This window comes from Streptomyces sp. NPDC048288 (assembly GCF_043201555.1).
Taxonomy (GTDB): Bacteria; Actinomycetota; Actinomycetes; order Streptomycetales; family Streptomycetaceae; genus Streptomyces.
The window spans coordinates 54273-77156 of record NZ_JBICZD010000014.1; the positions used below are offsets into that span (position 1 = coordinate 54273).

Genomic DNA, 22884 nt, shown 5'->3' on the forward strand with positions numbered 1-22884 from the left:
CCGGCCGTCACGCGTCTCCGCAGGGCGTCAGTACGCGACCACACCGCCGTCCACCGCGAGGGCCGCGCCGGCCATGTAGGACGCGGCGTCGCTGCACAGCCACACGACGGCCTCCGCGACTTCCTCCGGGTCCGCGAACCTGCGGATCGGAGTCAGGGACAGCAGCTGGTCCTTGACCTCCTGCGGCAGATCGGCGGTGAAGGGCGTCGCGATCGGGCCCGGCAGCACCGCGTTGACCCGGATGCCGTCCGCCGCGTAGTCCACCGCCGCCGCCTTGGTCAGTCCGACGACCCCGTGCTTGCTCGCGATGTAGGTGGACAGCCCTCCGGGGCGCGCGACCAGTCCGGAGGCCGAGGCGGTGTTGACGATCGCGCCGCCCTGCCCGGCCATGACCTTGAGCTCGGCTCGCAGGCACAGCCACACACCGGTGAGGTTGATGCCGATGACCCGGTTCCAGTCGGCCTCGGTGACGTCGGCCAGCCGTGTCACCTCGCCCTCGACCCCGGCGTTGTTGTGCGCGAAGTCCAGCCGTCCGAAGCGCTCGACGACGGCACGGACGGCACCGTCGACGGACGTGGCGTCCGACACGTCGACGTGGAACGCCTGAGCCGTGCCACCGGCTTTCCCGACCTCCTCCACGGTCCGCGCCGCCTGGACGTCGTCGATGTCGAGCGCCGCGACCTGCGCGCCGCGCCGGGCGAAGGCGAGGGCCGTGGCGCGGCCGATGCCGCCGCCTGCGCCGGTGACCAGCGCGACCCGGCCGGTCATGTCCTGCGGGCTGTCCGCCATGGGTCTGCCTTTCATGAGGGGAGGTCGAGGCTGCCCAGCCACGTCAGGACGACGTCGAGCACCTCGTGGTGGTTGAGTTCGAGGACCATGCCGTGGCCGTTGCCCCGGACCTCGTGGTCCACGAGACGGAGGTGGTCGGCGTGCGCACCCACCTCACGCAGATACTCCGCGACGGCCCGCGCCCCGCCGCCGAGCGGTGACGCCTCGGCCTCGACGACGGCCACGGGCAGGTACTTCAGCCCGGGCAGGGTCGATGCCGCCGTCAGCTCCTGAGGGGAGTCGACGGGCGGGTCGTACGGCAGGGGCGCGGAGGTGAGCCCCCAGCCGAGGGACAGGCCGATCTGCGGGGCGTCCAGGAACGGCGGTCCCGGCGGTTCGATCGCCACGACGGCCCGCACCAGGTCCGGTCGGTTGGCCGCGGCGAGCCAGCCCGCGGGGGCGCCCAGGGAGTGGGTGACGACCACGGCGGGGCCGATGTCCTCCAGCAGCCGCACCAGTTGTTCGCCGTCGTGCCGCTGGGCGGCGGCCTGGTCCAGGGCGATGCCCGCCGAACTCGCGGTGAGCTGGACGACCGCGGGATCGTCCGGACCACCCGGCCCCGGCCACTGGGTGTGCCGGGGGTCGGCGCCGGAGGCGAAGATGCCGGCGGTCGTCTCCCGAGGGGGAGCGGGGGTGCGGTCGGCGCCCGCGCCCCCGGCCGCCCGGCCGTATCCCGGGCGGTCGACCACGTACACCGGCCAGCCGAGTTCGACCAGCAGGGGTGCCCAGCCCGGACGGCCGTCCGGGGTGGCGAGCCAGTCGGTGCCCTGACCGCCGCCGCCGTGCACCAGCACGATCGGTGTGGCCGAGCCGAGGCCCTCAGGCTTCTCCCACTCGACGTACATCGCGCCGCCGGGAGCGGAGGCGCCGATCCAGCGGAAGCCACGGGTGCTCATGACGCCGCTCCGGTGGGGACGAGCCGCGGGGAGCGCAGCTGGGCCATGCCGAGCTGGGCGGCCCGCACCTTCGCGGGGTCGCCCGCCACGGACCGCGGCCCGGCCAGGTCCGCCTCCAGCCGCTCGGGGTCGGCCGAGTGGTAGACGAGCCGCTTGAACTCGCCGGCCATGGGCGAGGCGACGTCGAGGAACTTCTGCCGCCGGTCCTCGGCGTAGCGGTCGAGCACCTCCGCCGGAGCCTCGCCGCGTACGACGGCCGCCAGCGCCGGATACAGCACGAACAGGTCGAGCAGCCCGCAGGTCAGCCCGAGGCCGCCGGTCGGGTTGGTGGCGTGCGCTGCGTCACCGGCCAGCAGGACGCGGCCCGCCCGGTAGCGCTCGGCCGACCGCTGGTGCAGCCGGTAGGGCGAGTGGTGCACCAGCTCGAAGTCCTTGTCGCCGGGCAGGAAGGCGTCGAAGAACGCGATCAGCCGGTCCGGCACGCTCTCGGCCGGGAGCGCCGCGTCCTCCGCGTACGTCACCCGCCACAGTCCCCGCTCGTCGATCTTCGCGACGACCGCGCCGTACCGGGGATCGACGACCATGTTGGCGTCGTTGAAGCCGTACGCGTCGAACGGGTAGCGGACGTTGGTCGCCACGAACCGCTCCGGCCAGGTCAGGCCGTCGAAGCCGAGGCCCAGGGCCTTGCGGACGGTGCTGCTCGCGCCGTCGGTGCCGACCAGCCAGCGGGCCGTGAACTCGGCGGGTCCGTCCGGGCCTTCGGCGGTGACGCGGACCCCGTCCTCGTCCTGGACTAGGCCGGTGACGCCGGTGTTCCAGTGGACCGTGACGCCGGACTGCTCCCGCAGCCGGCGCAGGGCGATCTCGCCGAGCCGGTCCTGGCCCAGGTGGATGTTGTTGTAGGAGCGGCCGGTGATCTCCTCCAGGGAGACCTTGCCCCACTCGACGACCTCGCCGGTGCGCGGGACGCGCAGGGTGAGCCCGTCCAGGGAGCGCAGGCCCTCGCGCTCCATGTCGGGGAGGACGCCGAGTTCGTCGAGGCCGTCGAGGACGAACCACAGGTAGGTCATGGCCCGCGGCGAGTCGCCGATGGCGGCCTCGCGTTCGAGCACGGTCACGCTCAGGCCCGACCGGGCGAGCCCGAGTGCGGTGAGCAGGCCCACCGGACCCGCGCCCACCACGAGGACGTCGGTGGATGGCTGTGTCACTGTCGTTTCTCCCAGCGGGCTCAGAAGACGATGGTCTGGTTCTCGTGCCGGACGATCCGGTCCTCGCAGTGCCAGCGCACCGCCCGGGACAGCACCGCCCGTTCGACGTCCGCGCCCAGGCGTACGAGGTCGGCGGTGGTGTGCTCGTGGCCGACCCGGACGACGTCCTGGTCGATGATCGGGCCCTCGTCCAGGTCCTCGGTCACGTAGTGCGCCGTCGCGCCGACGAGCTTCACGCCCCGCTCCTTGGCCCTCTTGTAGGGCGCCGCGCCGATGAAGGCGGGCAGGAAGGAGTGGTGGATGTTGATGAGGGGCGCCCCGACCTCGGCCAGGAAGCGCGGGGTGATGATCTGCATGTAGCGGGCGAGGACGACCAGGTCGACGTTGCCGCGCAGCAGCTCCAGCTGGCGCTCCTCGGCCTCGGCGCGGTTCTCGCGGGTCGCCGGGATGTGCACGAACGGCACCCCGAACGGGCGGATCTCGTCGGCGAGATCGGGGTGGTTGCTGATCACCATCGCCACGGTCATGTCGAGTTCGCCGCGCCGGTTGCGCCACAGCAGGTCGAGGACGCAGTGGTCGGTCTTCGACACCATGATCGCGACACGCTTGGGCCGGGCCGCCTCGCTCAGCCGGAAGTCCATCCCGAAGTCGGCCGCCACGCTCTCGCGGAACTCCCGCTCGAACTCCTCGCGGGCGGCGGCGAGTCCGGGCAGCCGGAAGGTGGTGCGCTGCACGAACGTGCCGCCGGCCGGCTCGGTGGAGTACTGGTCGAGCGAGACGATGTTGGCGCCGGCCTCGGCGAGGAAGGTGCTCACCGCGGACACCACCCCGGGCCGGTCCGGGCAGCTGACGAGCAACCGACCGAGATCCTGCATGGAAGAGACGGGGGAGGGGGACTGCGGCGCGGGGCGGGTGACCTGGTCCCTGCTTTCGGCCACGTCGACGGGCATGACTTGCTCCTTGACTTGCTGACTCTCGGGTCTTGGGTGGGGGCGGGGTCAGACGCGGTCGCGCAGTCGGCGCGGCCAGATCCCGGACTTGCCCGGCGCGAGGATCCCGTTCGGGTCCAGGGCGTCCTTGATGGTCTCGGCCAGCCGCCGCTGGGCGTGGTCGCCGAACCCGAACTGCTCCGCGACCAGGTCCATGTGCTGGAGGTTGGTGCGGTACGGCGCGTAGCCGATCGCCGCGACCTCCCTGACCAGGTCGGCGTAGCCGTCGTACACGGACCGGGTCTGTTCCTCGTCGCGCGGGTCGAAGAACGTGGTGCTGATGTGCAGCGCGCTGCGGGGCATCAGGTACAGGCCGTTGACCTGGACGTGGCCGTGCCGGACGTACAGCGAGCGGATGAGCTGCTCGACGCGGACCACCGCGTCGCCCGTGTTCGGCCCGACCGGGGAGAAGTCGAGGTGGCCGGTCACCTCGCCGTAGGGCAGCATCCTCGGGTCGAGGAGGTCCATGTCGGGGATGCCGCGCTGGACGCGCTCGTCGTGGTTGGCCGGCCCGGTGAGGTCGGTGGAGTCGAACGTCCGGCGCAGCACCTCCACACCCGGTATCGCGCGCAGGGTCTCCTCGACGACCGCGTACTGCGCGTCGACCATCGCCGCCCGCCCGTAGAGGGCGAACCGCGCCGACCAGCCCTCGCCCTCGGGGTCGAGGAACATCGCGCCGCTCTCGTCGATCTCCAGACCCCGGTTGAGCAGCGGCAGGCTCTCGATCGTGCGGTCGAGCATGAGGCCGCGCAGGGCGTCGACGACCTTGCCGAGGGCGTCGTAGCCGCGGAACCGGGCCCAGCAGGACGCGTAGGTCTCGGGGCGGGGCATGACCCACCAGCCCGCGTTGGTCACGATGCCGAGGTTGGACTGCTGGAAGAGCCCGCCGAAGGAGGGGCCGAAGCTGTGCGGGTACACGTGCCGGGCCACGTTGCCCTCCATCGCGCCCATGCCGGTGCGCAGCAGCGAGCCGTCGGGCAGGACGACCTCCAGACCGCAGAGGTTGCGCGCGTGGTCGCCGTAGGGCGTGTAACCGATGCCGTATTCCAGGGAGTTGCCGATGACACTGCCCCAGCCGAGGTCGGGGATGGAGGGCCACAGGTCGCCGCCGGCCGCCTGGAGCGCGTCGAAGAGGTCGAACCAGCGCACGCCGGGCTCGACGACCGCGTAGGCGAGGTCCGTGTTCACCTCCAGAACCTTGTTCATGTTCCGCAGGTTGACCAGGACGCTGCCGCGCAGCCGCGGCGCGGAACCGCCGTAGGTGTTGTTGCGGCCCTGGCTGAAGGTGGACAGCGGGACGCCGTACTCGTTGGCGATCCGGACGACGGCCTGGACCTGCTCGGTGCTGGTGGGCAGCAGCGCGGCGGAGGCGTCGAACTCGTCGGACTCCAGGTAGGTGTACGGGTCGCGGAACTCGCGCAGGGCCGACGGCTCGCCGATCACGGCGTCGGAGCCGAGTTCGGCGGTGAAGGCCGCGAGCGCCTTGTCGAGCGCGGCCGGGGTGGTGCCGTGGGGAACCGTCGTCATGCCGGTGCCTTTCTCAGAGGTGCGGGTGATGAAGGTGCGGGTGATGCGGTGAGGTGGGTGGTCGAGGTGAACCGGGTGAACTGCCGTGCCACGCGGACCGCGTCCGCGGTGGCCGCCACGTCGTGGACCCGGACGCACCAGGCGCCGGCCGCCGCCGCGAGGGCGGACACGGCGGCCGTGGCCCGGTCCCTGGCGTGCGGCGGCGGGGGAGTGCGCGTGCCGGTGTCGGCGAGCAGCGCGCCCAGGAACGCCTTGCGGGACGCGCCGACCAGGAGTGGCCGCCCGAGCGCGCGGAACTCGTGGAGGCGGCCGAGGACCGCCCAGTTGTGCTCGGCGTTCTTGGCGAAGCCGAGGCCGGGATCGAGCACGACACGGTCGGGATCCACCCCCGCGTCGACGAGCGCGCCGAGGCGCAGGCCGAGTTCGGTCACGACCTCCGCGACCACATCGCCGTAGCGGGCCCGTTGCTGCATGCGCGCGCTGTGCCCCCGCCAGTGCATCGCGACGTACGGCACGTCCGCCCCGGCGACGAGGCGCGCCATGTCCGGATCGGCGAGCCCGCCGCTGACGTCGTTGACCAGCACGGCGCCCGCGTCGAGGGCCGCCGCGGCCACCCGCGCGCGCATCGTGTCGACGCTGACCAGGGCGCCGCTCGCGGCCAGCCCCCGGACCACCGGCAGCACGCGCGCCAGCTCCACCGGCTCGGGGACGCGCGGCGCGGCCGGCCGGGTGGACTCACCGCCCACGTCGACGAGGTCCGCGCCCTGTGCGACGAGCGCGAGCCCGTGCTCGACCGCGCGCGCCGGATCGTCGTACTCCCCGCCGTCGGAAAAGGAATCGGGCGTCACGTTGACGATTCCCATCACCAGACAGCGATCCGTGACCGGCAGGCCGGCCGGGCCCCGGAATTTCATTGCTTTCCCCTGTCTTCCCCGGAGGCGTAACCTCTGCGGTACCGGAAGTACCGGAAAATCGAAGTTGTTCGACCCGGAGTCTTCATCTGGCTGAAACAATTCGTTAGGGTGCGGGCGTGGCACGACTGCAACGAGGCAATCTGCCGGCGGAGGTGACGAGTTTCGTCGGCCGTCGAGCGGAGTTGCCCACCCTGAAGAAATCGCTGGAGCGGTACCGGGCGGTCACGGCGACCGGCACCGGAGGCATCGGCAAGACCCGGCTGGCCCGCCGGGTGGCCGCCGAAGTGGCGAGCGCCTTCCCCGACGGGGCCTGGCTCATCGATCTCGACGACCTCACCGACGGCACCCTCCTGCCGTCCACCGTGCTGCTCGGCCTCGGCCTGCGCGACGACGGCGGCATGCCGGTGGAGGAGCGCCTCGCCGACCACTTCCGCGGCCGGCAGGCGCTGCTGCTCCTCGACGGCTGCGACGGGGTGGTCGACGCGTGCGCGGGCCTGGTCACCCGGCTGCTGCGCGCCGCACCCGGTCTCAAGGTGCTGAGCACCAGCCGCCGCCCGCTGCACGTCGAGGGCGAGGCCGTGGTGAGCGTGGGCCCGCTGCCGGTGCCGTCCGACGACGCGCCGGGGGCCGGGGCCGCCGCGCTGACCGGGTACGACTCGGTCGCCCTGTTCATCGAACGGGCCGCCGCCGTCCGGCCCGACGTCCTGGAGTCCGACGCCCGGCTGGCCGCGGTCGCCCGCATCTGCCGACGCCTGGACGGTCTGCCCATGGCCATCGAGTTCGCCGCCGACCGGCTCGACGTGCTCGCGCTCGACGAACTCGACGACCGGCTCGAAGACGCCTACCGGGTGCTGGTCACGGGCCGCCGGGGCGCTCCCGAGCGGCAGCGCACCCTCCAGGCCCTCGTCGACTCCAGCTATGCGCTGTGCTCGCCGGAGGAACAGACCCTGTGGACCCGGCTGGCGGTCTTCACCGGCCCCTTCGGCCTGCCCGCGATCGAGCACGTCTGCACCGACGACGTGATCCCGGAGGACCGGGTGCTCGACCTCGTCGCGGGGCTGATCGACAAGTCCGTGCTCGTCCGCGAGGAGCGGCCCGGCGGGTCCTGGTACCGGCTGCCCCGGCTGCTCCGCGAGTACGCGATCCGCCGGGTGACCGACCCCACCGAGTGGGAGCGGCTGCGCGGCCGGCACGTCCAGTGGTGCCTCTGGCTCGCGGGGCGCGCCTCCGACGGGCTGCTGACCGAGCGCTCCCAGGACTGGATCAGCCAGATTCGCGGCAACTACGCCAACTTCCGCGCGGCACTGGAGTACTGCTTCCAGGACAAGGACACCGCGCAGGACGGGCTCCGGCTCGCCGCGGCCCTCTGGTACCACTGGCTGATGGCCGGACTGGTCGCCGAGGGCCGCGAATGGCTGGACCGCGGGCTGGCCGTCGCACCCCCCGAGCCGACCGTCGGCCGGGCGCTCGCCCTGACGGCCGCCGCCTACCTCGCGGTCGTCGGCGGCGACGGTCCCGACGACCTGCTGGCCGCCTCCCACGAGGTCGTCGGCCACCTCACGGATGCCACCGCCACCGGCCACCTGTGGTTCGTCGAGGGACTCCTCGCCGTCCAGCGCGGCGACCTGGTCGCCGCCTGCGGGAAACTCGACCGCGCGCTCGCGGCGTTCCGCTCGGCGGGGAGCATGATGAGCAGCGGCCGGACGCTGTGCCTGCTGGCCATGGCGTGGACGCTGCGCGGCGACTGGGAACGCGGGCGCGGGTACTGCGAGGAGTTCCTCGCCATGCCCGGAGCCGTCAGCGAGAACTGGGGCTTCGCCTACATCCAGTGGACGACCGCGCTCGCCGAGTGGCGGCACGGGAACCACGCCGACGCCCGGGTCGCGCAGGAGACCAGCGCCCGGCTGGCCGGCCGGTTCGACGACCGGTTCGGCATGGGCTCCTGCGTGCAGAGCGGTGCCCTGGTCCTCGCCGCGACGGGTGAGCACCGCAAGGCGGCCCTGCTCATGGGCGCCGCGGAGACGCATCGCTTCCCGGCCTTCACCGTGCTCGACGGACTGCGCCGGGAGTACGTACCCGAGGTGCGCGAGGCGCTGGGCGACGCCGTGTTCGCCGCCCTGGTCGAGGAGGGCCGCGGGCTGACGCTCGGGCAGGCCACCGAGGTCGTCGCGGGCGGCCGGGCCGCCCCGGGACCGGCCACCGCCCCGGCGGTGCCGGACGCCCTGTCGCGACGGGAGTGGGAGGTCGCCCAGCTGGTCGCCGACGGCCAGGGCAACAAGCACATCGCCGCCGCCCTGGTCATCTCGACCCGCACCGCCGAGGGCCACGTCCAGCGCATCCTCGGCAAGCTCGGATTCACCTCGCGGGCGCAGATCGCCGTGTGGGTGACCGAGCAGCGCGCACTCGCGAGCGCCGGGTCGCCCGCCGGCGGGCGCCGCGGCTGAGTCGGTGGGTCCAGGCATGAGCACTCCTTCGTGATCTCCTCGCAGCCTCCCGTGCGGGGAGCGGCAGGTGAACGCGGGGAACTACCTGTCGCCTACCTGTTCGTGCTCGGCGGGCAGGTGGGCGGGGGATACGGGTAGGCGCCCGGGAACGCCGAAGGCCCACCCGAACCGGGTGGGCCTTGGCCGTGGGGGAAGAGCGGCGGCGGTCAGGCGGAGTGCAGATCGATCCGGCTGCGGTCCTGCTTGTAGGGCGCCGGGGCCACGACGGCCCGGATCGCCTTCTGGGGGCCGTCCGGGGTTCCCCAGTGGACGGTCAGCGGGGTGCCGATCTCCGCGTGCGCCACGTCGACGGTGGCTAGCGAGATCATCTTGCGGAAGTAGTAGCTGTAGCCGCGCGAGGTGGCCACGCCGACCAGTTCGTCGCCCGCCGTCACCTTGTCCGCCCACATGAAACCGCGCTGGTCCCGGGGCATGTCCATGAACGGGTAGTGCGGGCCGGGGCGGAACAGCGACGCCTGCACGTCGAGTACGTCCTCGGCATTCCACTCCAGGGTGCGAATGACCCGCCGCGGTTCCGCCTTCTCGCGTTCGAGAGCGGCCCGGCCGAGGAATTCGTGGTCGAATTTGATATTACGGCCCCAGCCGAGTTCCACCGGGCTCCGGTAATAGTCGGAAATCTGCTTCCCGTCGAAGCTTCCCGAGATATAGGCGGGCTGCGCGAAGGCCGGCATCGAAGCGCGGAAGACGTCCAGATACTCGGCCATGTCCTCGTCGAAGATCGCCGGAATATAGTCGGTGGCGATCGTCGGGAAGCACGCCTCCAGGTGGTTGATCATGGTGACCCGGGCGCCGAGCCGCCGGATGCCGAACTCCTGGCCGGCCTCCATCACGGCGGCGTGCACCGCGTCGCCGAACTCGCGCGGCCCCTGCAACTCGAAGCCGATCTCGCCCGCCATGCCCTGGCGCAGGGCCCAGATGTCGTGCCCGGCGATCCGCAGCGGCGCGACATGCATGTACTTGGTGTCCCGGAGCTGGTTCTCGCCCGCCAGCCGGTCCAGGACCAGGACCGCGTGGGGGCCCGACACCTGGAAGACGAACCAGTCCTCCTGGGTGATCCTCGCGTCGTAGTCGCCCTTGTCCAGCCGGTGCTTCAGCCAGAACCCGCCGCGCCCGTGCACGACGTAGTCGTCGTCGCCGAACTTGGTGACGATGCCCTCGTGGATGACCTTGCCGTCCCGGTTGGTGTGGATGGCGTGCTTCGACTGTCCCTGGCGGAAGACCGCAAAGCTGTTCACCGAGGTGTCCGCGAGCAGCCGGATCGCGTCCGGGCCGCTGATCCGGTGCTGCCACAGGAACGACCAGTCGCCGATGTAGCAGGTCTCCTTCCAGGACATGGACTCGTCCAGCCAGTCGGTGTACTCGGGAGCGCCGAAACGGCTCCACGCGTAGGTGGCCGGCGGAGTCCGCATCCCCGCCACGGTGAAGGACATGGTGTGCACCTTTCTTCGACGTTCCCCGTCCGGCTATGTATAGAACAGCTAGAAGCTGTCAGACAATAGACAAGTGCGAACGGCCCCTGGGGGCCGGACGGTGACGAGGGTGGCGGGGGGCGGTCGGCGGGTCAGGGGGCGGCGGGGCCGTCGGACGCCGCGGCCATCATGACCCGGGCGGCCTCCTCCACGTGGGCCGTCGCGGCGGCCTGGGCCGCGGCCCCGTCCCGGGCGTCGACCGCGGCGACGATCGCGCCGACCTCGACGACGCTGCGCTGCGCCCGGCCCTCCTGTGCGAGGGTCAGCGCGCGCAGCCGGGTGACCCGGTGCTGGAGCGTCTGCACCGTCTGGTGCAGGACCGGATTGCCGCACCCCCGGAACAGCACGTCGTAGGCCCGGGACTTCGCCTTCAGGAGCACGGCCGCGTCGGCGCCCCGCTCGGTCTGCGCCGCCAGTTCGGCGACGGCCTCACGGAAGGCGGTCCGGTCCTCGTCGCTGCCGTTCTCGGCGAACAGGCGGGCGGCCAGCCCCTCCAGGGGTGCGCGCACCTGGTAGACCTGCAGGGCGGTCGCCGGCGAGATCACGGTGACACACGTGCCGCGGCCGTTGCGCGACTCCACCAGCCCCTCCGCCTGGAGCTGGCGCAGCGCCTCGCGCACGGAGGCGCGGCTCGCCGAGGTCATCTCGCACAGCTCGCGCTCCACGAGCAGCTGGCCCGGGGCCAGCCGCTGGTCGACGATCGCGTCGCGCAGGATGTTCGCCACCTGCTCGCGGATGGGGGCGTGCCGCAGTACCTGCATGTCGGTCATACGCCGAGGATACTCAAGCCGACTGCTGTCAGACAGCTGCCCGGACTCTGTCCGGCATTCTTTGTCTGACAGCTGCTAGCTGCTTTCAGTCGTCTCCTCGGTTATGGTGAGCGCACCGAAGACGCTCGACCCAGGAAACTCAGGAACCTCTGGAGGCACAGCCGTGACCGTTCAGCCGGACTCCACCGACCAACTCGCCGCGGGCGATGCCATGCGGCGCCGGGTGCTCGGCGACGCGCATGTGGACCGCTCCCGTGCCAACGCGACCCCGTTCAGCCGCCCGCTCCAGGACCTGGTCACCGAGTACTGCTGGGGAGCCGTCTGGACCCGGCCCGGCCTCGAACCCGCCACCCGCAGCCTGCTGAACATCGCCATGCTGACCGCGCTGGGCAAGCCCGACGAGCTGCGCCTGCACGTGCGCGGGGCGATCAACAACGGCTGCACCACCGAGCAGATCCAGGAGGTGCTGCTGCAGGCCGCCGTCTACTGCGGTGTCCCCGCGGCGCTGGAGGCCTCCCGGGCCGCCCAGCAGGTCATGGCGGAGCTGGGCCATGAGTGAGGCACCCGCGCGGCGGCGGATCGGACTGGCCGGACTCGGCCGCATGGGCCGCCCCATGGCCCGGCGCCTGGTGACGGCCGGCCACGACGTGTACGGCTACGACGTCGACGCGGAGCTCCGCGCGAGCGTCACCGCCGACGGCGTCACCCCGGTGGCATCGTCGGCCGAACTCGCCGGATCCGCCGAGGACGTCATCCTCATGCTGCCCAACAGCGACATCGTGGAGGCCGTCGCCGCGGACATCACCGACGCGGTCCGGTCCGGCGCCCGCTGCCGCCGCATCGTCGACATGAGCTCGTCGGAGCCCGCACGGACCCGCCAACTCGCCCTCCTCCTGGCCGAGTCGGGCATCGAACTCGTCGACGCCCCGGTCTCGGGCGGCGTGAGCGGGGCCGAGGCCGGCACGCTCACCGTCATGGTCGGCGGCACCGAGGAGCAGTACGAGCGCGCCGAGCCGCTGCTCACGGCGCTCGGCTCGTCGGTCGTGCACGTCGGACCCGTGGGCTCCGGACACGCCATCAAGGCACTCAACAACCTGATGTCGGCGTGCAGCATGCTCATCACCGCCGAGACCATGACCGTCGCCGCCCGCTTCGGCATGGACCCGGCCACCGCGCTCTCGGTGGTCAACTCGGCGAGCGGGCGCAGCGGTTCGACCGAGGTGAAGTTCCCGAAGTTCGTGCTCACCGGCGCCTTCGACTCCGGCTTCACGGCCGCGCTGATGGCGAAGGACGTCGGTATCGCCACGCTGCTCGGCAAGGACCTGGCCGTCGAACTGCCGCTGGCCGAGGCGGTCGAGGCCCGCTGGCGCGAGCTGACCGCCGAACTGGCGCCCGGCGCCGACCACACCGAGATCGTGCGCCCCCTCGAAACACGGAACGGCGTCAGCATCCGGGCGGCCTCACCCCGCCATGACTGACACCTCGGCGCCCGCGCACTGGGAGGTCTACGCCGTCCGCTTCGGCCGGCACCGGCTGCCGCGCAGTGCCTTCTACCTCAACTACGCCGGCTACGGCGAACCCGACGGCGACCTCACGATGGACTACTACCTCTGGCTGGTGCGCGGGCCCGCCGGAACCATCGTGGTCGACACCGGGTTCGCCCCGCAGGCCGGTCGGCGCCGTGGCCGCGAGGTCCTGGCCGATCCGGTCGCGGTCCTCGCCGAACTGGGCGTGGACGCGTCGACCGTGCCCACGGTGGTCGTGACCCACGCCCACTACGACCACATCGGCAACCTCCACCGCTTCCCGGCCGCCGAGGTGGTGATGAGCCGGCGTGAGTACGACTTCTGGCAGGGGCCGTTCGCCGGACGCCCGCACTTCGCGATCCCCACGGAGCCCGCCGAACTCGCCCTCCTGCCACGGTTGTTGGAGCAGGACAGGCTGACGCTGGTCGGCGCACAACACCAGCTCGCGCCGGGGGTGGAGCTCGTCGAGGTCGGCGGCCACACCCCCGGCCAGCTGATCGTCGTGGTCCGCGGAGCGACCGGTACGGCCGTGCTGGCCTCGGACGCCATCCACTCCTACGAGGAGTACGAACGCGACCGTCCCTTCGCGATCGTCGCCGACGTCGCGGGGATGTACCGCGCCTACGACCAGGTCCGGGAGCTGGAACGGCAGCCGGGCACCCGGGTCGTGGCGGGCCACGACCCGGAGGTCATGACCCGCTTCACACCCCACCTGCCGGGCACGGTCTGTCGCGTTCTTTAGACAACATCTTGTCGTAGCGAGAATTCTCAGTGGAGTATTGCGCATGGCCGACAGAGCTGACGACGTACAAAAGCCCTTCGCCGGGGCGGGCGAGGGATTCGCGCCGCTGCCGCCCGCGCGCCGCGGCGGACGGGGCAGCCGACTGGTCCAGCGGCTGCTGCGCCTGGAGCCTCCACTCACCCGGAGCGTCGCCGTCCAGCGCGACCTGCCGGTACCCATGCCCGACGGAACGGTCCTGCTGGCAGACCGGTGGGCACCACGCGCGGACGGTGACGGCCTGCCGACGGCCTTGATACGTACGCCGTACGGCCGTCGGGGCCCGATGATCGCGATGGCGGCCGTGCCCCTTGCCGAACGCGGCTTCCAGGTCGTGGTGCAGAGCACCCGCGGCACCTTCGGCTCCGGCGGGGTCCATGTGCCGTTCCGGGACGAGCGCGAGGACGGCCTCGCCACCCTCGACTGGCTGGTGAGCCGCCCGTGGTGCGGCGAGTCGGTCGTGCTCACCGGCGGAAGCTATCTCGGCCATGTCCAGTGGGCCGTCGCCGACCGGCTTCCCCCGCAGGTCAAAGCCATCATCCCGGTCGTCACCGAGTCCGCGCTCACCCTGGACTTCCTCCGGGAGGACGCCTTCTCGCTGGAGACCCCGTTCCGGTGGGGTGTGATGGTGGCCGGCCAGGAGCGCCGGGCCGCGATGCTGCGCCAACTGCTCGACGAGCGCAGGACGCACCGCGCCCAGTTCACCCTCCCGCTCGACCGGGCCGACACCGCCGCGCTCGGCCGCCGCTCGCAGTACATCCAGGACATGCTGGTGCACGGCGCGGACGACCCGCACTGGTCCGGGGGCGACCACCGCGCCCGGGTGGCGGACGTCTCCGTACCGGTCAGCTCGGTCGCCGGCTGGTACGACATCTTCCTGCCCGGGCAGCTCCGCGACTGCCAGGCCCTGCTCGCGGCGGGCCGCGAGCCCCGGCTGACCATCGGCCCCTGGTCGCACGCCGCCGTGGGCGTCTTCGCCGAGGCCGCGACCCAGACCCTCTCCTTCGGTCTCGCGCACGCACGGGGCGAGCAGCCGCCGGAGCGCGCGCCCGTGCGCCTGTACGTGATGGGCGAGGAGGCGTGGCGCGACGCGGAGTCCTGGCCGCCACCCGGCTACGAGCCCCGCCGCTTCCACCTCCACCCCGACGGCGCCCTCTCGGCCGACGAGCCCCCCGAGTCGGATCCCGACGGCTACCGCTACGACCCGGCCGACCCGACGCCCGCCGTCGGCGGCGTACGCCTCACCGGCCGGCACGCCGGCCGCAAGGACAACACCGCCCTGGAGTCCAGGCCCGACGTGCTCACCTACACCACGCCCCCGCTCGGCACGGACGTGGAGGTGATCGGCGAGGTCACCGCCGAGATCTGGTTCCGCTCCAGCCTGCTCTGGGCCGATGTCTTCGTCCGCCTGTGCGACGTGGACGAGAAAGGCCGCTCGACCAACGTCTGCGACGGCCTGCTCAGCCTCACCGAGGCGGAGAGCACCACCCTGGCCACGGTACGGCTGTGGCCCACGGCCCAGCTGTTCAAGAAGGGCCACCGCATCCGCGTCCAGGTCTCCAGCGGCGCCTTCCCGCGCTTCGCCCGCAACCCGGGCACCGGAGAACCCCGCGCCACCGCGACCACCCTCCGCGCCGCGGACCAGCAGGTCTTCCACGACCCCGCCCACCCGTCGGCACTGCTCCTCCCGGTGCGCCGGACCTGAGCGGCGGTCAGGGGCTTCGGGTATCACGCGCTCGCTCACGTCTCGTTCCCCACGGCCTCGCCGTTCGCGAACTTGCCTGTGCCGAGCAGGAGTTGACGCCGGGCGGTGATTGATGTTCTACAGAACCTTGACGTAGTTGAGAATTCATGTGGAGGATTTCCCTCACTGGTACCCGTGCCCGCCCGAGGAGGCGCTCAGCATGGTGGTGGTGTCCTTCGACCGGAGTCCGCAGACGTACCGGCACTGGCGGCTGAGCACGGACGGCCCGCTGGCCCGGCTGGAGTTGGACGTCGACGAACAGGGCGGTCTGGTCCCCGGCTACGAGCTCAAGCTCAACTCCTACGACCTGGGCGTGGACATCGAGCTGTACGACGCCGTGCAGCGGCTCCGCTTCGAGCACCCCGAGGTCCGCGCGGTGGTGGTGACCAGCGCCAAGGAGAAGGTGTTCTGCGCGGGCGCCAACATCCGGATGCTGGCGGCTTCTCCGCACGAGTGGAAGGTGAACTTCTGCAAGTTCACCAACGAGACCCGCAACAGCATGGAGGACGCCTCGGAGCACTCCGGGCTCACCTTCATTGCCGCCGTCAACGGCGCCTGCGCGGGCGGCGGTTACGAACTCGCGCTGGCCTGCGACCGGATCCTGCTGATCGACGACAACGCCTCCACGGTCGCCCTGCCCGAGGTCCCGTTGCTGGGCGTGCTGCCCGGCACCGGCGGGCTGACCCGGGTCACCGACAAGCGCCGCGTCCGCAAGGACCTCGCGGACCTGTTCGCCACCCGCAGCGACGGCGTGCGCGGCAAGACGGCGGTGGACTGGCGCCTGGTCGACGAGGTCGTGCCGCGCCGGGAGTTCCGTACGATCGTCGAGCAGCGGGCCCTGGAGGCGGCCGGGCGCGCCACCCGCCCGGCCGACGTGCGGGGCGTCGCGCTGACCCCGTTGGAGCGCGAAGTCACCGACGACGGGCTCGCCTACCGCCACGTACGCGCCGAGTACGACCGTCCGCTCGGCCTGGTCCGCGTCACCGTGCGCGGTCCCGCCGGACCCCCGCCCGCCGACACCGGCGCCCTGCACGCCCAGGGCGCCGACGGCTGGCTGCTGGCCGTCACCCGCGAACTCGACGACCTGATCCTGCGGTTGCGCACCAACGAGACCGAGCTGGGCACCTGGGTGCTGCGCACCGAGGGCGTCCCCGAACTGGTCCTCGCCCATGAGCGGGCCGTGCTGGACGCGGCCGCCGACGGCGACTGGCTCGCGGGCGAGATCCTGCACTACTACAAGCGCACCCTGAAACGGCTGGACGTCACCAGCCGCAGCCTCGTCGCGCTGATCGAGCCGGGCGGCTGCTTCGCCGGACTGCTCCTGGAACTCGCCCTCGCCTGCGACCTCCAGTACATGCTGGACGGCCCGCCGCCCGACGATCCCGACAGTCCCGAGCGGGCCGTCCTCGCCCTCTCCGCCGCCAACTTCGGCCCCTTCCCCATGGGCAACGGCCTGACCCGCCTGGAGTCCCGCTTCTACCGGGAGGACGACCACCTCGACTGGCTGCGCCAGGAGACCGGCCGCCCGCTGAGCGCCGCCCGGGCCCGCGAACTCGGCCTGGTCACCGACGCGCCCGACGACCTCGACTGGGAGGACGAGATCCGTCTCGTCCTGGAGGCGCGGGCGGCCCTGAGCCCGGACGCGCTGACCGGGATGGAGGCCAACCACCGGTTCGTCGGCCCGGAGACCATCGAGACCAAGATCTTCGGCCGGCTCACCGCCTGGCAGAACTGGATCTTCATCCGCCCCAACGCCTCCGGTCCCGAAGGCGCGTTGCGCCGCTACGGCACCGGACAGAAGGCGGTCTACGACCGGAAGCGAGTGTGACCCGATGCCCTCCGCCATCGACTACGACTCCCGCATCCCCAACAACGTCTCCCTCGCCGACGACCGCCGCCTGCAACGGGCGTTGGAGGGCTGGCAGCCCAAGTTCCTGAACTGGTGGGGCGAGATGGGCCCCACGCTGGAGAACCACGGGGTGTACCTGCGTACCGCGGTCTCCGTCGGGCGGGACGGCTGGGCCCACTTCGGCCATGTCGACGTGCCCGACTACCGGTGGGGCATCTTCCTGGCCGAGCCCACCCCCGACCGCCGTATCGGCTTCGGGGAACACCAGGGCGAGCCGGTCTGGCAGCAGGTGCCCGGCGAGTACCGCGCCGACCTGCGCCGCCTCATCGTCGTCCAGGGCGACACCGAGCCCGCCTCCGTCGAACAGCAGCGCCTGCTCGGGCTGACCGCGCCCAGCCTCTACGACCTGCGCAACCTCTTCCAGGTCAACGTCGAGGAGGGCCGCCACCTCTGGGCGATGGTCTACCTGCTGCACGCCTACTTCGGCCGCGAGGGCCGCGAGGAGGCCGAGGCGCTGCTGCAGCGCAACTCCGGCAGCCCCGACGCCCCGCGCATCCTGGGCGCGTTCAACGAGGAGACCGCCGACTGGCTGGCCTTCTACATGTTCACGTACTTCACCGACCGGGACGGCAAGTACCAGCTCGGCTCGCTCAAGGAGAGCGCCTTCGACCCGCTCTCCCGGACCTGCTCCTTCATGCTGAAGGAGGAGGCGCACCACATGATGGTCGGGACCACGGGCGTGGACCGGGTGGTCACCCGCAGCGCCCAACTCGTCCGCGAGCACGACACCCTGGACATCGCCGCGTGCGGGGGCATCCCGCTCGACGTCATCCAGAAGTACATCAACTTCCACTACACGGTCTCCCTCGACCTGTTCGGCGGCGAGACCTCCACCAACGCGGCCAACTACTACACCGCCGGGCTCAAGGGCCGCTGGATGGAGGAGCGCCGCAAGGACGACCACCGGCTCGCCGACGACAGCGCCATCCTGGACAGGCCGCAGAACGACGGCAGTTGGAGCCAGGAGGAGGTCTCCGCGCTGCTCGCCCTCAACCTCGACCTGCGCGACGAGTACATCTCCGACTGCCGGGGCGGTGTCACCCGCTGGAACCGGATCCTCGCGGAGCACGGCGTCGACCACCGGCTGACCCTGCCCCACCCCGGCTTCAACCGCGACGTCGGCCTCGCCGCCGGACACCACATCACCCCCGACGGCACGATCGTCGACGAAGGGACCTGGGAGGCGAGCCGCCACCACTGGCTCCCCACCGCCGAGGACCTCGCGTTCGTCAGGTCGCTGATGCAGCCGGTGTACGAGCGCGGCAGGATCGCCCACTGGGTGGCACCGCCGGCCAACGGCATCAACGGCAAACCGTTCGACTACGAGTACGTCCGACTGGTGTGAGGTGAGCCGGATGCCCGAGGTGTTCAACACGGCGGACCACCTGGTCGAGAGGCATCTGCGCGAGGGGAACGGCGACCGCACGGCCCTCGTCACCCCCACCCGGAGCCTCACCTACGCCCAGCTGGCGGCGGAGGTCCGCCGGGTGGCGGCGGGACTGCGCGCGCTCGGCGTCCGGCCCGAGGAACGCGTCCTGATGTGCATGACGGACGACGTCGAACTGTTCACCGCGATCCTCGCCGCCTTCCGCATCGGCGCGGTGGCGGTCCCCGCGTCGACCATGCTCACCGGCGGCGAACTGGGCATGCTGATCGCGGACTCGCGCAGCCGGGTGGTGCTGGGTTCCGCCGAGTTCGCCCCGCTCGTGCGGGCCGCGCTCGGCTCGGCGCCGGAGGTGGCACAAGCCGTTCTCACCGGCCCGGCCGCCACGGGACTGCCGGACCACATCCACGGCCGGACGTGGGAACAGCTACTGGAGACAGGCACCGACGACCGGCTGTATCCGACCTGGCCGGACTCGCCGGCGCTGTGGCTGTACACCTCCGGTACGACCGGCACCCCCAAGGCGGCCATGCACCGGCACGCCGACATCCGGTTCGTGTCCGAGAACTACGGACGGCAGGTGCTCGACATCGGCCCGGGAGACCGCTGCCTGTCGGTCGCCAAACTCTTCTTCGCGTACGGCCTCGGCAACTCGCTCTTCTTCCCGCTCGCGGCGGGCGCCACGGTACTGCTCGAACCCGCCAGGCCGTCACCCGCGCTGTTCGCGAAACGCGCGGCCGCGGACCGGGCCACGATCCTGTTCGGCACCCCCAGCTTCTACGGCCCGCTGCTCGCGAGCGCCGACGTCCCCGACGACGCGTTCACCACCGTACGACTGGGTGTCTCGGCCGGTGAGGCGCTGCCCGCGCCGATGTACCACGGCATGCTCCGGCGGTTCGGCGTGGAGGTGCTCGACGGCATCGGCTCCACCGAGATGCTGCACATCTTCGTCTCCAACCGCCCGGGACGCGTCCACCCCGGCTCCTCCGGCGAACCCGTTCCGGGGTACACCGTGGAGCTGCGGGACGCGCAGGGCGGGGTGGTGGCGGGCAGCGGCACACCGGGGGAGCTGTACGTGCGGGGCGAATCGGCCGCCGTCGGCTACTGGTGCCGGGCCGGGACCACCCGGCAGGTGTTCCTCGGCGACCGGGTGCGCACCGGCGACACCTACGTACGCAACGCCGACGGCACCTACACCTGCCTGGGCCGCACCGGCGACCTGCTCAAGGCCGGCGGCATCTGGGTCTCGCCCGCCGAGGTGGAGGAGCGGCTGCTGGCCCATCCCGACGTGGCCGAGGCCGCGGTGGTCGGCGGACCGGACGCGGACGGCCTGGACAAGCCGGTGGCGTGCGTGGTGCCGGTACCCGGCCGGGACATCGATCCGGACGCGCTGGTCGCCTGGTGCCGTGAGGGCCTGGCCGCCTTCAAACGCCCGCGTGTCGTCGTGCAGCTGCCCGAACTGCCCCGCACCCCCACCGGCAAGATCCGCCGGAACGTCCTGCGGGCCATGGCCCGTGACGGCTCCTGGGCCGGGCCCCCTCAGGAACCGCCGCCGCGCTCCTCCTGATCCCGCTGATCCCGCGTCAGCTCCGTCCAGCGCGCCAGCGCCGCCGGGCTCCACTCGGCGTGTCTGCTGTGGAACAGCGCGGCTGCCCTGGCCCCGTTCCAGCCGGGCGGCAACAGCTTCGGAGGCAGCCGGGGGTCGAGGAACGGGAACCGGCGCCACTCGTGCACCAGCTTGGTCTGGGCGTGCAGTACGGCGTCGCCGTCGGCCGGGCGCAGGCCGGTGAACTCGTCGATGAACGCCTCGTAGCGCTCCTCGACCTCGCTGAGGTCCCAGGCGCGCGCCACCATCGCGGCCTCGCTGCCCACGGCGCCGTACGAGGCGGTGAAGGACATCGCGCCGTCGGCGAGCCCGAGTTCCTTCAGGACGCCGAGCGCCTCCGCCTCCCGGTCCGCGTGCGGGGTGATCCACACACCGGGTTCGGGGGAGCCGAAGCCCGCCCAGGTCAGCCGGGTGCGCACCCGGTGGCGCAGATCCCGTTTCGCCTCCGGCACCGACGCCAGGACCACCAGCCAGGTGCCGTCCCAGGCGGCCTCGCCGCTCCCGAAGTCGTAGATGCGCTGCGCGCCCTCGGTCAGCAGCCGGCGTCCCGTCGGGGTCAGCGCCCAGCGCACCCGGCGGCCGACGCGCTCGGAGGCCAGCCAGCCCTCGGCACCGGTGCGCGCCAGCGACTGCCGGGCCGACTTCTCCTCGACCCCGAACCGCGCCAGCGCGTCCACCAGTGCCGACGTCCATACCGGGCGGCCCTGCGGAAGCACGTACTCGCCGAGCATGGTCATCAGCAGCGACCGCGCGCTGACCTCGCCGATCTCCCGCCGCCGGCTCACCACCGGCCGCGTCCGGCCCGTGGCGGTGCCGCCGGACCCGCCTGCCGCCGCACCCGCCATGGCCGCCCGCCTCCCTCACCCGCACCGTCACCGTCTCCGTGTAGTGCACAATAACTTGTCGTCACGGTGCATTTCAGTAGAGGGTCGGTCAGGATCGGCCGTGGGCCACCACACTCTCGATGTCGATACCGATGGACCAGTTCTCGCCGGCCGAGTTGTCGGCGTTGCGCCGGTGGACCCGCCGCCTGGTCGGGAAGCGGATTCCCTCGAACGTCCGGTACTCGCCGACGTAGTGGGCGACGGCGACGCCCACGTTGACGTCGACTTCGTAGTCGAGCCTGCGCAGCAGACCGTCGTCGCCGAAGTAGAAGGTCTGCCCGGCCGTGTGTGTGGCGATGGACTCGGGAAACTCCACGTGCAGCCGCCGCCACACCTCCCCGTTCTCCGTCCAGGGTTCTCCTTCGCGCGAGATGACGTCGGGACGGTCGAACAGGAAGGGAGTGGTGAGGTAGTTCCACATGGCGTAGCCGATGAAGTAGCCGACCTGGAGCGGCTGCCAGGGCGAGGTGAGGTCGTATCCCCGGTACGTCGACCGGATACCGGTCCGCGACTCCAGCACCGTGCCGTCCGACGCGGCTCGCAGCTCGATCACGTCGTCGTCGGCGCGGAACACGAAGTCGTGATCGGGCCGGCCCCAGGGACTGAACCGGACCAGTTGACGTCGGGTGTCGATCGTCACGGTCTCGTTCAGCGGTTCGTCGGAGAAGCCCCGCATGGCCCAGAAGGGACCGTGAAGCTTCGTCCGAACCCGCAGGCTGCCGATCCGCGACCAGCGGTCACGGCCGCCGTGGGCTGAAATGACATGGTCGAGCAGGTCGTTCATGGGTGTCTCCGGTGGAGTAGCCGAGGCGACTGGCGATCTGTGCGGTGTCGAACCGTCCGAGGGCATCCGGAGAACGGTCATGTCCCGGACGCCGAGGCCTGATCCGGCACCGGATCCATGTGTCAGAGCCGGTCGACCTCGATGAACTCGAAGGTCAGCAGACCGTTGGCCGCGTACGGCAGTTGGCCGAGCTGCTCACGGGCGCTGTCGAGACTCTCGGCCTCCACGATCAGGAAGGCTCCGGGCCTGTCGGTGCGGCGGAAGGAGGAGAGCACGACGCCGTCCGCCTTCAGCCTTCGCAGGACGCGGGCCTCGTCTTCCGCGTGCGGTGCCAGTTGCTCGCGCTCGGCCGTGACGATGCCGGTGACGTGCAGGTACATGGTGGGGTCCTCGTTCGTGGGTGTTGTCGAGCGGTGCCCGGGTCCGGGAGACGCGGTCAGCCGGCGCTCGCGCCCTGCCCGGTACGGGCCTTGGCGTCCGCCGCGCTGCGGGCGGAGATCTCCCGGAAGTCCTCCAGCGTGTGACGTTCGACGTCGTAGCACCGGCCGTGGGTCCACCGGGCGGTCAGCTCGGCCAGCCGGCGCCCGTACCGCTCGGCGGTGACCAGATCCCCGTGGGCGGCGACGGCCCCGGGCTCCTCGTCCACGTTGGTCTGGCCCATGACGCCGAGCCAGGAACCCAGCCGGTTCACGTCGTACACCGAGCCGCCCGTCCAGTTGTTGCCGGAGGCGTCACCGACCGAGATCCACTGCATGTTCATCTGTGCGGCGAACACCGCGAGTTGCTGCAGGGAGAACAGCTTGTCGCCGTTCTGCGAGGCGGAGTGGGTGAACCCGCCGGCGAGCTTGTCCTTCCACTCCTGCCCGAGGAACGGATGGAAGCCGGCCTCCAGGAAGGCCTTGAACACGGCCGAGACGCTGCCCATGTACGTGGGTGCGCCGAAGACGATCGCGTCCGACTCCTTGAGCAGTTCCATGGTCGCGGCGTCGGACCAGCGTCCTTCGTGGACCTGGTGTCCCTTGATCTCCGCCAGTCGCACCTCGGTGTCCGGCACGCTCCTCGCTCCGCGAGCGACGCTCTCGGCGAGGGCGCGGGTGTGGCCGTTGGGGGAGTGGAAGACAACGGTGACAGTAGCCATGTGGGGGGAACCTCTCCGATCGTGCG

General features: G+C 71.8%; 20 protein-coding genes. 8 read left to right on the forward strand and 12 right to left on the reverse strand.

Going from position 1 to position 22884, the window contains the following annotated elements; translation table 11 throughout:
• Positions 1 to 27: 27 nt before the first annotated feature.
• From ACGFZS_RS39575 to folP, 6 genes are read right to left on the reverse strand one after another with little or no spacing between them, the layout of a single operon-like run.
• Positions 28 to 789 carry an SDR family NAD(P)-dependent oxidoreductase gene (locus ACGFZS_RS39575; protein ID WP_393799179.1) on the reverse strand — a complete coding sequence of 254 codons (762 nt, stop codon included), beginning with the start codon at positions 787 to 789 and terminating at the stop codon, positions 28 to 30.
• Between the two features lie 11 nt (positions 790 to 800).
• Positions 801 to 1724, reverse strand: coding sequence for an alpha/beta fold hydrolase (locus ACGFZS_RS39580; RefSeq protein WP_393799180.1), 924 nt, complete (start codon positions 1722 to 1724; stop codon positions 801 to 803).
• Entirely contained in the window at positions 1721 to 2932 is a 1212-nt protein-coding gene (locus ACGFZS_RS39585; RefSeq protein ID WP_393799181.1) for an FAD-dependent oxidoreductase, read from the reverse strand. The genes ACGFZS_RS39580 and ACGFZS_RS39585 overlap by 4 nt, the downstream gene beginning before the upstream one ends.
• Positions 2933 to 2952: 20 nt before the next feature.
• On the reverse strand, positions 2953 to 3882 hold the full coding sequence (purU, locus tag ACGFZS_RS39590; RefSeq protein ID WP_393799182.1) for a formyltetrahydrofolate deformylase: 930 nt from the start codon (positions 3880 to 3882) through the stop codon (positions 2953 to 2955).
• 48 nt (positions 3883 to 3930) lie between these two features.
• Complete coding sequence (locus ACGFZS_RS39595; protein ID WP_393799183.1) at positions 3931 to 5448, reverse strand: FAD-binding oxidoreductase; 1518 nt, start codon at positions 5446 to 5448, stop codon at positions 3931 to 3933.
• Entirely contained in the window at positions 5445 to 6362 is a 918-nt protein-coding gene (gene folP, locus ACGFZS_RS39600) for a dihydropteroate synthase (RefSeq protein ID WP_393799184.1), read from the reverse strand. Before folP ends, ACGFZS_RS39595 begins: the two co-directional genes overlap by 4 nt.
• 116 nt (positions 6363 to 6478) lie before the next feature.
• Here folP and ACGFZS_RS39605 point away from each other — a divergent pair, with 116 nt between their 5' ends.
• On the forward strand, positions 6479 to 8806 hold the full coding sequence (locus tag ACGFZS_RS39605) for an ATP-binding protein (RefSeq protein WP_393799185.1): 2328 nt from the start codon (positions 6479 to 6481) through the stop codon (positions 8804 to 8806).
• Positions 8807 to 9012: 206 nt separating this feature from the next.
• On the opposite strand, the gene ACGFZS_RS39610 is transcribed toward ACGFZS_RS39605, so the two are convergent.
• A complete protein-coding gene (locus tag ACGFZS_RS39610) occupies positions 9013 to 10296 on the reverse strand; it encodes a glycine cleavage T C-terminal barrel domain-containing protein (protein ID WP_393799186.1) in 1284 nt (427 codons plus the stop codon).
• 131 nt (positions 10297 to 10427) lie between these two features.
• Complete coding sequence (locus tag ACGFZS_RS39615) at positions 10428 to 11105, reverse strand: GntR family transcriptional regulator (RefSeq protein WP_393799187.1); 678 nt, start codon at positions 11103 to 11105, stop codon at positions 10428 to 10430.
• Between the two features lie 163 nt (positions 11106 to 11268).
• Here ACGFZS_RS39615 and ACGFZS_RS39620 point away from each other — a divergent pair, with 163 nt between their 5' ends.
• The 7 genes from ACGFZS_RS39620 (at position 11269) to ACGFZS_RS39650 (ending at position 20013) form a co-directional block, all read left to right on the forward strand.
• Entirely contained in the window at positions 11269 to 11664 is a 396-nt protein-coding gene (locus ACGFZS_RS39620) for a carboxymuconolactone decarboxylase family protein (protein WP_393799188.1), read from the forward strand.
• Positions 11657 to 12583, forward strand: coding sequence for an NAD(P)-dependent oxidoreductase (locus tag ACGFZS_RS39625; protein ID WP_393799189.1), 927 nt, complete (start codon positions 11657 to 11659; stop codon positions 12581 to 12583). The genes ACGFZS_RS39620 and ACGFZS_RS39625 overlap by 8 nt, the downstream gene beginning before the upstream one ends.
• On the forward strand, positions 12576 to 13373 hold the full coding sequence (locus ACGFZS_RS39630) for an N-acyl homoserine lactonase family protein (RefSeq protein ID WP_393799190.1): 798 nt from the start codon (positions 12576 to 12578) through the stop codon (positions 13371 to 13373). The genes ACGFZS_RS39625 and ACGFZS_RS39630 overlap by 8 nt, the downstream gene beginning before the upstream one ends.
• Positions 13374 to 13416: 43 nt before the next feature.
• Positions 13417 to 15114, forward strand: coding sequence for a CocE/NonD family hydrolase (locus tag ACGFZS_RS39635; protein WP_393799191.1), 1698 nt, complete (start codon positions 13417 to 13419; stop codon positions 15112 to 15114).
• A gap of 199 nt (positions 15115 to 15313) precedes the next feature.
• A complete protein-coding gene (gene boxC / locus ACGFZS_RS39640) occupies positions 15314 to 16981 on the forward strand; it encodes a 2,3-epoxybenzoyl-CoA dihydrolase (protein ID WP_393799192.1) in 1668 nt (555 codons plus the stop codon).
• A 4-nt stretch (positions 16982 to 16985) separates the two neighbouring features.
• On the forward strand, positions 16986 to 18407 hold the full coding sequence (boxB, locus tag ACGFZS_RS39645; protein ID WP_393799193.1) for a benzoyl-CoA 2,3-epoxidase subunit BoxB: 1422 nt from the start codon (positions 16986 to 16988) through the stop codon (positions 18405 to 18407).
• A 10-nt stretch (positions 18408 to 18417) separates the two neighbouring features.
• Positions 18418 to 20013 (forward strand): benzoate-CoA ligase family protein, encoded by a 1596-nt coding sequence (locus ACGFZS_RS39650; RefSeq protein WP_393799194.1) that lies wholly within the window; start codon positions 18418 to 18420, stop codon positions 20011 to 20013.
• Here ACGFZS_RS39650 and ACGFZS_RS39655 read toward each other — a convergent pair.
• The 4 genes from ACGFZS_RS39655 to ACGFZS_RS39670 form a co-directional block, all read right to left on the reverse strand.
• Positions 19986 to 20897 carry a PaaX family transcriptional regulator C-terminal domain-containing protein gene (locus tag ACGFZS_RS39655; protein ID WP_393799195.1) on the reverse strand — a complete coding sequence of 304 codons (912 nt, stop codon included), beginning with the start codon at positions 20895 to 20897 and terminating at the stop codon, positions 19986 to 19988. The two genes, ACGFZS_RS39650 and ACGFZS_RS39655, sit on opposite strands and share 28 nt — an antisense overlap.
• Before the next feature lie 88 nt (positions 20898 to 20985).
• Positions 20986 to 21720 (reverse strand): hypothetical protein, encoded by a 735-nt coding sequence (locus ACGFZS_RS39660; protein WP_393799196.1) that lies wholly within the window; start codon positions 21718 to 21720, stop codon positions 20986 to 20988.
• Between the two features lie 122 nt (positions 21721 to 21842).
• Positions 21843 to 22100, reverse strand: a complete 258-nt coding sequence (locus ACGFZS_RS39665) for a YciI family protein (protein ID WP_393799197.1) — start codon at positions 22098 to 22100, stop codon at positions 21843 to 21845.
• Positions 22101 to 22156: 56 nt separating this feature from the next.
• On the reverse strand, positions 22157 to 22858 hold the full coding sequence (locus tag ACGFZS_RS39670; protein WP_393799198.1) for a flavodoxin family protein: 702 nt from the start codon (positions 22856 to 22858) through the stop codon (positions 22157 to 22159).
• Between the last annotated feature and the right edge of the window lie 26 nt (positions 22859 to 22884).

Coding starts and splice junctions, on each gene's coding strand:
- ACGFZS_RS39575 (WP_393799179.1), bottom strand. CDS start 789: ATGGCGGACAGCCCGCAGGACATGACCGGCCGGGTCGCGCTGGTCACC.
- ACGFZS_RS39580 (WP_393799180.1), bottom strand. CDS start 1,724: ATGAGCACCCGTGGCTTCCGCTGGATCGGCGCCTCCGCTCCCGGCGGC.
- purU (WP_393799182.1), bottom strand. CDS start 3,882: ATGCCCGTCGACGTGGCCGAAAGCAGGGACCAGGTCACCCGCCCCGCG.
- ACGFZS_RS39595 (WP_393799183.1), bottom strand. CDS start 5,448: ATGACGACGGTTCCCCACGGCACCACCCCGGCCGCGCTCGACAAGGCG.
- folP (WP_393799184.1), bottom strand. CDS start 6,362: ATGAAATTCCGGGGCCCGGCCGGCCTGCCGGTCACGGATCGCTGTCTG.
- ACGFZS_RS39610 (WP_393799186.1), bottom strand. CDS start 10,296: ATGTCCTTCACCGTGGCGGGGATGCGGACTCCGCCGGCCACCTACGCG.
- ACGFZS_RS39615 (WP_393799187.1), bottom strand. CDS start 11,105: ATGACCGACATGCAGGTACTGCGGCACGCCCCCATCCGCGAGCAGGTG.
- ACGFZS_RS39625 (WP_393799189.1), top strand. CDS start 11,657: ATGAGTGAGGCACCCGCGCGGCGGCGGATCGGACTGGCCGGACTCGGC.
- ACGFZS_RS39630 (WP_393799190.1), top strand. CDS start 12,576: ATGACTGACACCTCGGCGCCCGCGCACTGGGAGGTCTACGCCGTCCGC.
- ACGFZS_RS39635 (WP_393799191.1), top strand. CDS start 13,417: ATGGCCGACAGAGCTGACGACGTACAAAAGCCCTTCGCCGGGGCGGGC.
- boxC (WP_393799192.1), top strand. CDS start 15,314: ATGGTGGTGGTGTCCTTCGACCGGAGTCCGCAGACGTACCGGCACTGG.
- boxB (WP_393799193.1), top strand. CDS start 16,986: ATGCCCTCCGCCATCGACTACGACTCCCGCATCCCCAACAACGTCTCC.
- ACGFZS_RS39650 (WP_393799194.1), top strand. CDS start 18,418: ATGCCCGAGGTGTTCAACACGGCGGACCACCTGGTCGAGAGGCATCTG.
- ACGFZS_RS39655 (WP_393799195.1), bottom strand. CDS start 20,897: ATGGCGGGTGCGGCGGCAGGCGGGTCCGGCGGCACCGCCACGGGCCGG.
- ACGFZS_RS39660 (WP_393799196.1), bottom strand. CDS start 21,720: ATGAACGACCTGCTCGACCATGTCATTTCAGCCCACGGCGGCCGTGAC.
- ACGFZS_RS39665 (WP_393799197.1), bottom strand. CDS start 22,100: ATGTACCTGCACGTCACCGGCATCGTCACGGCCGAGCGCGAGCAACTG.
- ACGFZS_RS39670 (WP_393799198.1), bottom strand. CDS start 22,858: ATGGCTACTGTCACCGTTGTCTTCCACTCCCCCAACGGCCACACCCGC.